Genomic DNA, 10,585 nt, shown 5'->3' with positions numbered 1-10,585 from the left:
TTCCGTGGGTGGCAATATCCTTAAGCATCACTCTCTCCCGCTCGGTCAACGTCACCTTGTATCGTATCAATGGCATCACATTCCTCCAAATTAAGTTGGATGAAAGTATAACACATTTATTACGACATATCAAGTGTGATACGACACTAGAGAGCAGGGAGGAAATATAAGGTATGATGACCAACAGACCGGAGGTAACGCTGGGAATCGAAGGAACCCGTAGGGCGACTGAGATTCCCAGCAAGCCGCACCATGCGATGCTTGCCGAACGAAGGTGGCTTTTATGTTAAAGCACACAACTACAATGGATTACATATGAGTTTGTTTTAAAATATCAAAGGCTGTGACAAAAAAATAGTGGCAAAAAAATAATTCTTGACAAAAGATTAAAAAAGATATATACTTAAGTTCTTAATATTGAAAGACCCGCTTGAACAAATAGTTGCGGTGTTTTTTATTTCAGAAATCGGAGGTGATTTAATACGAAGGTTACCATTCACGACAGCGATTCCTTTGAAAAGGCTTTAAGGATCTTCAAACGCAAGTGCATCAAGGAAGGTTTGCTGGCCGATATGCGCAAGGGGGAGTTCTTCAGCAAGCCCAGCGTGCGTAAAAAGGTCAAATCGGCTAAGGCCCGCAGCCGTAAGGCCAGATTCGGGATGTAGGTCACAAAAACAAATATTTTTTTATGGAAAAAGCACAGCTCAAATTTAAAACACTCATAGGGAGCCAATAGACAACCATGGTGCGTTTACTGTTGATGAGGTGTTATTTTTGGAATGGCTGAGAAAGGACAAATTTGTAGTGCCCATAAAATAATGTAATCACGATTTCGGATATATCATTTTTTAGAATTTGGTTGTTACCACTTTTTTAATCTGTTATCCCCTTATGTTTCTTTGAGTTATCAATAAGGCTAATTAAAATTAGGGGTAACTTCAGTAACGACGTCGGATAAACTGCACTGAGCGTTTACCCTGGGGGGAACTATTTTTCTCTTGACTTGTGCCTTTTAATGGGTGATCTTTGAGCTTTCGTGGCATAATCAGTTTATTGGTTCAAAGTCCGATTTGTCCACCTGGCAGATCGGGCAGACCCAGGTATCCGGGATTTTCTCAAACGGTGCTCCCGGGGCAATGCCCGAGTCGGGGTCGCCCAAAGCCGGGTCGTAGATGTAATCGCAGACCACGCAACGGTACTTTTTCATGGCGGTTCCTTTCTGTTGTCATACCCGTGAAAACTGGTATCCAGTTCGTATAAGCTTTATAGAAAAGCCTTTTACAGCTTTTCGCCTTTTACGGTGATGGTCTCTACGGTAATAGACATCCATTTCCCGGAATCCTTCAAAGCTTGCCGCACCAACCGCAGCAGCCCCTGACAGCAGGGCACCTCCATGATGGCCACGGTGACGGACTTGATGCTGTTCTGCCTGAATATCTCCGTTAGCTTTTCCAGGTACGGCTCGGTGCGGTCCAGCTTGGGACAGGCGACGATCAGGGATCTTCCGGCCAGCAGGGTATTATGGAACCCGCCGTAGGAGAACGGCACGCAGGATGCGGTGATCAGCAGGTCGGCTCCATTGAAGAACGGGGCGTTGACCGGCACCAGGTGCAGCTGAATGGGCCAGTGGGATAGTTGAGAGTTTACAGTTACGGAGTTTGCTGTTTGCTGGGCTGGCTTTTGCTGCCGTATCTGTGATCCGGGGCAGGCGTAAGACTGTCGGGACAATTCACTTGTCCCACGAAGCATTTCATCGTTAAACGTAGTGGGATGAATTGCCCTTGCCGGGTTTGCCGTTACATTTTCGTCATACCCGTCCGCCTCACGTTCTATGATCCTGATGGCGTCCTGGGGGCAATGTCCCAGGCAGGCCCCCAGCCCGTTGCAGCATTTATCGCTGACCAGCCGGGCCTTGCCGTTCGCTATCTTCAATGCCCCCTCCACGCAGTTTGGAATGCACTGCCCACAGCCGTTGCATTTCTCCTGGTCTATCTGGACTATTTGGCGTTTCATGGAATGATCCTGTTGTCAGTTAACCGTTAGGGGCGATTCACGAATCGCCCGGCAATTAAGGTCACACAAAGGTTGACAGTTTGGCCGAATTCAGCCGGTTGTCCAGGTCCTTCTGCAATCTGGTCAGGACGGGATATATGGGGCAGATATGGTGTTTACATTTTCCCTCGTTCATGCAAGCGCTGACCGAAAGGGTCCCGTCCACTGCCGAGAAGATCTGTTTGACCAGTACCTTTTGTGCCGGCCGGCCCAGGGAAAGGCCTCCGTTCTTGCCCTTTTGGGACCTGACCAGTCCGGCTCCCGAAAGCTGCTGGGCTATCTTGGACAGGAAGGCTGGGGTGGTCTTTAACCTCTTGGCCAGAGCCGAGGCCGCCAGGAGCCGCCCCTCTTTCTGCCGGGCCAGGATGATCATGGCCTGCAGGGCGTATTCATTGCGCTTGGTCAGCAGCATTACCGTTTCCTTTATAATAAGACTAATTTAGTCTTATTATACCTAAAACCATTCACTTTGTCAATAGCAAATATAATTATTTTTGTTCTTGTATTTGCGATCGGGCTTTGCCTATAACGGTAAGGCCTTTAAACTGCGGATCATCCATAATAAGGATAACAGCCATAAAATCCTACCGCCAGAAACTCTGGTTCAACCTCCCCGCCCGCCGGGGATTCGTGAACATCACGCCCCAGGTGGAGGAGTGCCTGAGGGAGGGCGGCATCCAGGAAGACCTGTACCTGGTGAACGCCATGCACGTCACTGCTTCGGTCTTCATCAACGACGACGAGGACGGCCTGCACCAGGACTACGAGAAATGGCTGGAGACTATAGCACCCCACGAGCCGGTCTCGCAGTACCTGCACAACCGGACCGGCGAGGACAACGGCGACGCCCATCTTAAGCAGCAGATCATGGGCCGGGAGATCGTGGCGACGGTGACCAAAGGGAAGCTGGATTTTGGGCACTGGGAGCAGATCTTCTATGGCGAGTTCGACGGGAGGAGAAAAAAGCGAGTGCTGGTGAAGATAATCGGAGAATGATCTATTTGATAAAAGAAATAGAGGCAGGTCCATCGAACCTGCCTCTATTTCTTTTTTTGATGGTTTTTTGCTTTGTCTTACTTGAATACGCTCGGAGGCCATCTTTTGTTTCAAATTTTCTTGACAATTGATTTTACATATATTAAGATAATCGTGGTATAGTTATATTTCACCATTGCATCAAAAAAACGAAATGATGATACTGAGTTGCAATCTACATATTACATGTGGTATAATCTCTAAAGAAAGAAATTATTACTTTGGGGATAACCATGAGAAAACCAACGTCACTTCCAGAAGGATCAAAAGAACAACTGCTTGAACTACTGAAAGGAACGAAAACCAGTAGTGTCCCAATATTAGTCAAAGAGTACCAATTGGTTAGAAACCTGGGGGGTCTGGGGATTGGAAGTCGATCTCTGAAAACGCCTGTAAAATGGGCTCTTTTTCAAAAAGGGATACGCTCAAAACCTGTAAAATGCTGTAGAGACTTGCTTGAAGGTTTAACTTATGTCAATATGTTACAATAACCTTTCTGAAAGAAATATCCCAGCGGCATCCGACAGAGTATATCATCATGTTCCTCGACGGCGCCAGTTGGCATCAAGCACACCACCTGTCCGTTCCTGTTAATATCCGACTTTCCATTTTACCGCCAGATAGTCCCGAATTGAATCCAACCGAACATCTCTGGGATGAAATTCGAGAAAAATGGTTTCCTAACCGGGTATTCAATAGTCTGGCTGCGGTGGAAGATACTCTGGTTGATTCCCTGGTTACTTTGGAAAACGATCACAAAAGCGTCAAAGGTTTAATCGGCTTTGATTGGATTATTGATAATATATCGAATGCATTTTAGTATTAGGAGAGGGATAAGGAAACTGCACTGAGTAATGCATAATATATGCCTTTCGAAGCGGTGAGGTCAAAACATAAGAACTATCGGAGCAAATGAACATTGTTAAAGTGACCGGCAAACCTGAACTGGCCCGGGTCTACGTGGCCAGCCTGCGGAACGACCCGAATAACCTGGTGGAATTCGTGGATGCCTGTTCTCCCACCCTCGGCGACAGGCTGAGGAAGTGGGTGATCATTGTCTCAACCCAACTTGGCTGCCCGGTGAATTGTCTGATGTGCGATGCCGGGGGCAGTTACCGTGGCAATTTGAGTTCAGCCGAGATGTTGTCGCAAGTCCAAACAGTGATCGCCGATAACGGCCTAGATCCCAACGATTGCGCCAAGTTCAAAGTTCAGTTTGCCCGGATGGGCGAGCCGGCCCTGAACCCCCAGGTGATGACCGCGCTGAAGGATTTATCCGGCCTTTATCCCGGAGTCATTCCCTGCATCGCCACCATCGGGCCAGAGGATTCCAGCCGCTGGTTCAGCGAGCTGCTGATAGTGCGGGACCTGTTCCGGGATTTTCAGCTGCAGTTCTCGGTCAATTCCACCGACGAGGCTTTGCGCGATGCCATCATGCCTTATCCCAAGATGCCATTGGCTGAACTGGCCGGCTATGGCCAAAAGTTTTACCGCTTTGGCCAGCGGAAGGTGGTTTTGAACTTTGCCCTGCAACCCCAGTGGCCGCTGGATGGGGCGGTTCTGCACAGAATATTCGACCCAAAGTTTTTTGCGGTCAAGCTGACGCCCACCAACCCGACCGCCACCGGTAGCAGGAACAATCTGGACTTGAATGAAAATATAGACGAGATAAACAGAAAGATGGAAGAAACGGCCGGGGCCTTGGACCGGCAGGGGTTTTTGGTGATCCGGTCGGTGGGCGAGTTGGAAGAGAATAAGATCGGCAGCAACTGCGGCCAAGCGGTGAGGAGTTTTGTCGACGGCATGGCTGTATAGCAAGAAGCCCCCCGCCTTCAGACTGTATCATAATTAGGGAAGAAAAATGCTGCCAGCAAACGCCGAATATGCTATAATTAGCTGTAATAGAAAAAGGAGCAGACAATGGCATATCGGTATGGAGAACGCAATCAATTTACGATGTTTCCCCAGTGCATCGAGGACTATGTAACTACAACCGACCCGGTGCGGATATACGATGCGTTTGTTGATGCGCTGAATCTAAAAGAACTTGGGATTGAGTGGGACGAAGCAAGCATCGGGAACCCGGCCTATGACCCGCGGGCGATGCTGAAATTGTTGGTATACGGAGTGCCTGCGCTGTAGCTTCGGCACTTGAAAACGCTGCTCTTGCGAAGCGAAAGCGGGTATTCGTACGGGCACCGCAGTTCGCGCAAGCTGGAACGGGCGTTATACCATAATGTTTCGTTTATCTGGCTGATGGGCGGGCTGACCCCGGATCACAAGACCATTGCGTGCTTTCGCAAAGAGAACCGGCTAGCGCTGAAGAATGTATTGAAGCAGTGCGCCCGTCTCTGCATCAAGCTGAAACTGATTGACGGCAACACCCTGTTTGTCGACGGCAGTAAAATCAGGGGCAATGCGTCCATCAATAACACTTGGACGAAAGAAAAGTGCGCCAAATATCTGGTCCGGATCGATGCCCGGATAGAGGAAATCCTGCGGGAAAGTGAAACCGTTGACAGTCGGGAGCAAGACAGCCCGTCGCCGGTACAAATGGCTGAAGAACTGGCCGACAAGGAAAAGCTGAGAGCCAAGATCCAACGGGTTCTGAACGAATTAGAAACTACCGGGGCTGAATCGGTCAATTCCACCGACCGCGAATGCGTCAAGGTGAAAGGCCGGCAGGGAACCCACGCCGGATATAACGGGCAAATAGTGGTGGAGTGCCTCCGCTGAAGCTAGTGCCTCCGCCTGTAGGACAATTGTAAAAAGAATACCAAGTTACAAAGAAATCTAAAGGTTACTAATCGATAAAAAAATTTCTCCTAAAATATTAAGGTGATAGCATTTGTGGGGTTTTTAAACATGCTCGGCGGCAAACTTTCCCTGGGTCCACGAAAGCAAATTTCCCAGCGCAGCCTCATCACTGGCTCCGTCCAGGTTCCAGGCGCTGATCCGGGAGTCGTTTATCTCCAGCAGGCCGCGGTGGCCGTCGCCGGAGCCCATCTCCACGTAGCCGCTCCAGTTGCCGATGAAGAACATGTCCAGCAGGCTGAAGACCGAGATGATGGACAGGTCCCCGGTGAATTTCTTGGCCTTCTGGGCGAAAAGCTTCTTGGCCTGTTCGGCCAGTTTCAGCCGCATGTCTATGGCCTTGATCAGTTCCTGGCGGCTGCAGGGCTTGGTGATATACTTGGAGGCGCCCAGCAAATAGCCCTGGATGCGGTTCTCTTGGCCGGTCTTGGCGGTCAGGAAGATGAACGGAGTGCCCCGCATCCCAGGTATCTCCTTGACCTTCTGGCATAGCTCGTACCCGTCCATCTTGGGCATCATGATGTCCGAGAGAATCAGGTCCGGAGTGTTCTGCTTAGCCAGTTCAAAGGCTTCGGCGCCGTCGTTGGCGGTGAAGACCTCGTAACCGTTCTTCTTAAGCTCGAACTCCATTATTTTGACGATATTGACCTCGTCATCGGCCACTAATATTTTGTATCCCGGCATGCGATTAGTATAAGCTAAACTTCGTATTGATGTCAAGACCTTTTTAAATTCCGTCCAGGTTTATTTGGATGGCCGATTTTACCTGGGGTTCGGGGCAGTCCTTATCGTCGCCGGGCAGGCAGATCTCAATCACCGTGACGCTCTCCACCGAGGATGGGCTTGCCTGCGAAGGTGCCAGAGAAACCGAGGCCGGAGCAGGGGCTGAAGCCAATTTAACCGGGGACTGGACTGCGGCAGATTTTGCGGCCTTGTCTTTTTTGTCCGATATCCCGGCAGATCCAACTGCCTGGAGACTGCGGGGAAGGGCCGTCTTACCGGCTCGCTTGGCCGGGGTCGCCGCAGGAGCTTCTTGCTTAAGGGAGACTTCAGACAAATTCAACTCCGGTGCAGCTTCCATTTTCCTGGCCGGCTTGGTTGGGGCCTCATCCCGCGCTTCTTTTTCGGCGGGGACTTCGGCCAAAATTAATTCCGGCGAGGCTTCCCTGCTTTTTGACCTTTGGGCCGGGGCTTGATCTTTTGTCTCAGCCTCAATGGGGGCCTCAGATCTCACCGGAGCTTCCGATGGGACAGTTTTTTGTTTTTCCGTAAAAGAGCGGTAAAGGCGGGATTTGGTCAGATCGCCAGTGATCAGCACTATGGCCAGACTGGCCAGCGCGGCGGCGGTGGTGATCCAGCCCCAGTTGAATCTTTTGGCCTGCTTTTGAGGCTCCAGTTTTTGTCGGGCGATGCGGTTAGCCACCGCCGAGCCGAAGGTGTCAAAATAACCATCGGGCGCGGAGATATGTTCGGCCTTCCCAATGGCTTTGTCCATCAGGTTTAGGTCGGTCAATAGCTCCCGGCACAGGGGGCATCGCTCTATGTGCTGTTCGATGTCCCGGCGCTCGGGCTCCGTCAACTGGCCGTCGTAGTAGGCTCCGATCTGCTCCGGAGTGAATTTATGTTGGTCGTTTTTTTTCATTTGTTTCTTCTTTCGTCATTGCGAGATTGCTGTCCCGTCGGGCTTGCGAAGCAATCTGACCGGATTTTATCGGACTGTTCCGTTTGGATGGTGCCGGGCTTTCTCGCAGTGACGGCTTGGTAGGAGAGAGGCTTGTCCTTCAGTCATTGCGAGTTTACTGTTCCACCGGACTTACGAAGCAATCTGACTGAAATCTGTTGGACTGCCTCAATTGCTTTGCAGGAGGCCGTTCTCGCAGTGACTGATGGCTCACAGTATCTCTTTCAAGCTTTTTCCCAGCACCTGGCGGGCCCGGGACAACCGCGACATCACGGTTCCGATGGGGATCTTCAAGGCCTGCCCGATCTCAGAATACGAAAGGTCCTTGTCCACCCCCAGCTGCACCACCAGCCGCTGGTCCAGCGGCAGTTTGTCTATTTCTTTCCTGATCCTTTGGCAGGCGTCATCATCAGCGAATATTTCGGCCGGATCCGGACCCTGATACTCCAGCGCCTCATCCAAAGGAGCCTGGCGTTTCTGTTTTTTCAGCTGGTCGTAACACAAATTAAGGCAGATCCGCAGCAGCCAGGTGTAAAACTTGTAGCTGCCGTTGTACTGTTTTAAGGCAAAATAGGCTTTGACGAAGGTTTCCTGGGCGGCTTCGTCGGCCAGGTCGTGGTCGCGCAGAATCCGGATGGCTGCAGAGTAAACCGCCTTCTGGTAACGGGTTACCAACAGGTTAAAGGCCAGGTTGTCGCCGGCCATGGTTTGTTCTATAAGCGCTTGATCGGTTTGCTGTTCCAAATATTATATACTTTCAAAGGGCTTGGTTTATTCCCTGGGGACTTACTAACCGCAAAGACACCAAGGCACCAATTATATTCCAATAAATACATACCAGCACTTAAAGATTTAAGCCCCGGTTTTTTAACTTGCAATTCCCTGTGGTCTCTGCCGCAGGGTCATTGATTGATCACCCATTTACCAGCTTTACCCAGACCTCCCGCTTCCTTGGCCCGTCGAATTCGCAAAAATACAGTCCCTGCCAGGTTCCCAGGGCCAGCTGGCCGTTTTTGATGATCAAAGTCTTCTCGCAGCCCATCAAGCTGGACTTGATATGGGCGGCCGAGTTGCCTTCGGAGTGGGCGTAGCCGCCGTCCCAGGGGAATCTTTGGTCCAAAGAAGCCAGGATGTCGCGGACCACGTCGGGATCTGCATTCTCGTTAACGGTCAGACCGGCGGTGGTGTGAGGAACCCAAACCAGGGCCCGTCCATCCATTACTTTTTCCCGGGCTATGATCTCCTGCAGCCGGGCGGTGATGTCCACAAACTGGGAGCGGGAGACGGTGGAAAGGCTTATTTTATGCAGTTTATCCAGTATCTGTTGCTCCAGCCCTATTTAACGGGCATTTTCAAAGTTCATAATGTGCCAAGCGCCTAACGCCAAGGCTCCGCCGTTGAAGAGTAACAGGTAAAGTTCATTGCGCAGCAAAATGAAAATGATAAAACCAAAGATCCCGGGGCTGGCGGCCAGGGCCACGGCTATGATCTGCCTCGGCTTTACCAGAGCCGGGACGGCCGGCTCGGGCAATTGCCCCGGCAAAGGCTTGGGGCTGGCGACCAGTGAGGCGAACTTTAGGAAAAGGCCGGCCAGCAGCAGCGAAACGACGGCAAAGACCACGGTGATGACCTCTTCCGGACCCCGGGTGACGGGCTGGCCCAGAACGCCCTGGAGGTTCAGGCAATAAGCGATCCCGGCCAAAAGCAGCGGTTCTGCGGCTATGGCCCAGAGGACGATTTTGTTGACCTGGGGATTAGGCTGATTCATAATTTTGGCTTTTCGTGTTCCCTTCGGCTGGTTCGGCTTTGCTCACCACAGGTTTGCTCAGGACAAGTTTTAGTGGGCGGATAATCTCATTTAAATCTCCGCAGCACCGGCGTTCCCAGATCCATGTAATCCTGAAGATACCTGAAATATTCCTCCAAGGTGAACCAGCCCTCCGTTCCATAGCCCTCCAAGGCCCGCTCGACATGGAACTCCTGGGCCGGCATATAGCTGAAGCCCAGCAAATAAAGCTTTTGTCCCGAAGAATTCAGGCAGACATTCAGCACCACCGAAACGTGGCCCACTCCGCCCCGTTCATTCTGAACCACCATGTCGCCGGGAACGAGGGCGGCAGCGTCAACGGCGGCGCAGCCCTGTTTCAGGAAATAGGAGCTGCTGTTGGCAAAGGCCCGATGTAAAAAATTCCGATCGCTCAAGTGGGAGGCCTTGTAATACTGGCGCCTTCCGTTGTAATCGAACAGGTAGAGCTTGTCTAAAATATTCCGGTCTTTGTGATACTCGGCCCACAGCCGCATGGCGTAATCGGCGCACTGCTCCAGGTCTCCGGAGAACAACGGCGGCAGGTCTAAAACCGCGTAGACACTGTATGCTCCCGGGGGAACCTTACGGCCGCTATGATCCAAAATATCCAAATTGCTTTTTAGCGGACAGCGGGTGACCCAATGGCTGTAACCGGAGGCGGGATACTCTACCGCAGTATAGCCGGCGGGAATCGGGATTTCATCGATCCGGCTTGCCGCTTGCACCAACCCAAGGCTGGTTATTAGAATGACTATGAATGTGGTTACGATTCTCATTGGCCGGACTATAAGATGGATTTCAGGTCTTCCAGTTTATTGATGACGAAGGTGGGGCTGATGCCTTCAGGCGCAACCGCGTCTTTGGGGTTGAGCCAGCAGGTGTCTATCCCATAATTCATACCTCCCACAATGTCGGATTGCTCGGAGGGCGAATTCAAAGAATTCCGGGCATGGCTTTTGACTGCCGGTCTCCTCGGATACGATCAGATGTTTAAACCATTTGGACATTTGCGAGAGATGGAACCTTTTCTGCTGAACCTCAGCTAGGCCGTCAATGGTTATACTAAAATGCATTCGATATATTATCAATAATCCAATCAAAGCCGATTAAACCTTTGACGCTTTTGTGATCGTTTTCCAAAGTAACCAGGGAATCAACCAGAGTATCTTCCACCGCAGCCATACTATTGAATACCC

16 protein-coding genes are annotated in these 10,585 nt (G+C 51.0%); 6 read left to right on the top strand and 10 right to left on the bottom strand.

Annotation, left to right across the window (positions count from 1 at the left end):
• Positions 1-494 precede the first annotated feature (494 nt).
• On the top strand, positions 495-665 hold the full coding sequence (gene rpsU, locus HY768_09245; protein ID MBI4727385.1) for a 30S ribosomal protein S21: 171 nt from the start codon (positions 495-497) through the stop codon (positions 663-665).
• Positions 666-1,045: 380 nt separating this feature from the next.
• On the opposite strand, the gene HY768_09240 is transcribed toward rpsU, so the two are convergent.
• From HY768_09240 to HY768_09230, 3 genes are all read right to left on the bottom strand, one after another.
• The gene (locus tag HY768_09240) at positions 1,046-1,207 is read right to left on the bottom strand and encodes a rubredoxin (protein ID MBI4727384.1); all 162 of its coding nucleotides are present in this window, start codon (positions 1,205-1,207) and stop codon (positions 1,046-1,048) included.
• 71 nt (positions 1,208-1,278) lie between these two features.
• Positions 1,279-2,013: a 4Fe-4S binding protein gene (locus tag HY768_09235; protein MBI4727383.1), complete on the bottom strand. Its 735-nt coding sequence runs from the start codon at positions 2,011-2,013 to the stop codon at positions 1,279-1,281.
• Between the two features lie 61 nt (positions 2,014-2,074).
• Positions 2,075-2,464: an Rrf2 family transcriptional regulator gene (locus HY768_09230; protein ID MBI4727382.1), complete on the bottom strand. Its 390-nt coding sequence runs from the start codon at positions 2,462-2,464 to the stop codon at positions 2,075-2,077.
• 164 nt (positions 2,465-2,628) lie between these two features.
• Here HY768_09230 and HY768_09225 point away from each other — a divergent pair, with 164 nt between their 5' ends.
• The 5 genes from HY768_09225 to HY768_09205 all read left to right on the top strand — a co-directional run bounded on the left by HY768_09225 (position 2,629) and on the right by HY768_09205 (position 5,823).
• On the top strand, positions 2,629-3,048 hold the full coding sequence (locus tag HY768_09225) for a YjbQ family protein (GenBank protein ID MBI4727381.1): 420 nt from the start codon (positions 2,629-2,631) through the stop codon (positions 3,046-3,048).
• Positions 3,049-3,574: 526 nt separating this feature from the next.
• Entirely contained in the window at positions 3,575-3,907 is a 333-nt protein-coding gene (locus HY768_09220) for a transposase (protein ID MBI4727380.1), read from the top strand.
• 92 nt (positions 3,908-3,999) lie between these two features.
• Positions 4,000-4,902: a radical SAM protein gene (locus tag HY768_09215; protein MBI4727379.1), complete on the top strand. Its 903-nt coding sequence runs from the start codon at positions 4,000-4,002 to the stop codon at positions 4,900-4,902.
• Between the two features lie 105 nt (positions 4,903-5,007).
• Complete coding sequence (locus tag HY768_09210; protein ID MBI4727378.1) at positions 5,008-5,229, top strand: hypothetical protein; 222 nt, start codon at positions 5,008-5,010, stop codon at positions 5,227-5,229.
• Positions 5,230-5,238: 9 nt separating this feature from the next.
• The gene (locus HY768_09205; protein MBI4727377.1) at positions 5,239-5,823 is read left to right on the top strand and encodes a transposase; all 585 of its coding nucleotides are present in this window, start codon (positions 5,239-5,241) and stop codon (positions 5,821-5,823) included.
• Positions 5,824-5,946: 123 nt separating this feature from the next.
• Here the strand turns inward: HY768_09205 and HY768_09200 are convergent, their stop codons facing one another.
• The 7 genes from HY768_09200 to HY768_09170 form a co-directional block, all read right to left on the bottom strand.
• Positions 5,947-6,585 (bottom strand): response regulator, encoded by a 639-nt coding sequence (locus tag HY768_09200; GenBank protein ID MBI4727376.1) that lies wholly within the window; start codon positions 6,583-6,585, stop codon positions 5,947-5,949.
• 43 nt (positions 6,586-6,628) lie between these two features.
• Complete coding sequence (locus HY768_09195; GenBank protein ID MBI4727375.1) at positions 6,629-7,543, bottom strand: zf-HC2 domain-containing protein; 915 nt, start codon at positions 7,541-7,543, stop codon at positions 6,629-6,631.
• Positions 7,544-7,792: 249 nt separating this feature from the next.
• A complete protein-coding gene (locus tag HY768_09190; GenBank protein MBI4727374.1) occupies positions 7,793-8,326 on the bottom strand; it encodes a sigma-70 family RNA polymerase sigma factor in 534 nt (177 codons plus the stop codon).
• A 169-nt stretch (positions 8,327-8,495) separates the two neighbouring features.
• Positions 8,496-8,891 carry a YjbQ family protein gene (locus tag HY768_09185; protein ID MBI4727373.1) on the bottom strand — a complete coding sequence of 132 codons (396 nt, stop codon included), beginning with the start codon at positions 8,889-8,891 and terminating at the stop codon, positions 8,496-8,498.
• Positions 8,892-8,921: 30 nt separating this feature from the next.
• Positions 8,922-9,350 carry a hypothetical protein gene (locus HY768_09180; protein ID MBI4727372.1) on the bottom strand — a complete coding sequence of 143 codons (429 nt, stop codon included), beginning with the start codon at positions 9,348-9,350 and terminating at the stop codon, positions 8,922-8,924.
• 86 nt (positions 9,351-9,436) lie between these two features.
• Positions 9,437-10,165: a hypothetical protein gene (locus HY768_09175; GenBank protein ID MBI4727371.1), complete on the bottom strand. Its 729-nt coding sequence runs from the start codon at positions 10,163-10,165 to the stop codon at positions 9,437-9,439.
• 8 nt (positions 10,166-10,173) lie between these two features.
• Positions 10,174-10,287 (bottom strand): haloacid dehalogenase, encoded by a 114-nt coding sequence (locus HY768_09170; protein MBI4727370.1) that lies wholly within the window; start codon positions 10,285-10,287, stop codon positions 10,174-10,176.
• Between the last annotated feature and the right edge of the window lie 298 nt (positions 10,288-10,585).

The organism is candidate division TA06 bacterium (assembly GCA_016208585.1).
Classification (GTDB): domain Bacteria; phylum Edwardsbacteria; class AC1; order AC1; family EtOH8; genus UBA5202.
This window is presented reverse-complemented; position numbering and strand designations above follow the sequence as displayed.

Coding starts and splice junctions, on each gene's coding strand:
- HY768_09240 (MBI4727384.1), bottom strand. CDS start 1,207: ATGAAAAAGTACCGTTGCGTGGTCTGCGATTACATCTACGACCCGGCT.
- HY768_09210 (MBI4727378.1), top strand. CDS start 5,008: ATGGCATATCGGTATGGAGAACGCAATCAATTTACGATGTTTCCCCAG.
- HY768_09195 (MBI4727375.1), bottom strand. CDS start 7,543: ATGAAAAAAAACGACCAACATAAATTCACTCCGGAGCAGATCGGAGCC.
- HY768_09230 (MBI4727382.1), bottom strand. CDS start 2,464: ATGCTGCTGACCAAGCGCAATGAATACGCCCTGCAGGCCATGATCATC.
- HY768_09180 (MBI4727372.1), bottom strand. CDS start 9,350: ATGAATCAGCCTAATCCCCAGGTCAACAAAATCGTCCTCTGGGCCATA.
- HY768_09175 (MBI4727371.1), bottom strand. CDS start 10,165: ATGAGAATCGTAACCACATTCATAGTCATTCTAATAACCAGCCTTGGG.
- HY768_09200 (MBI4727376.1), bottom strand. CDS start 6,585: ATGCCGGGATACAAAATATTAGTGGCCGATGACGAGGTCAATATCGTC.
- HY768_09170 (MBI4727370.1), bottom strand. CDS start 10,287: ATGAATTATGGGATAGACACCTGCTGGCTCAACCCCAAAGACGCGGTT.
- HY768_09215 (MBI4727379.1), top strand. CDS start 4,000: ATGAACATTGTTAAAGTGACCGGCAAACCTGAACTGGCCCGGGTCTAC.
- HY768_09235 (MBI4727383.1), bottom strand. CDS start 2,013: ATGAAACGCCAAATAGTCCAGATAGACCAGGAGAAATGCAACGGCTGT.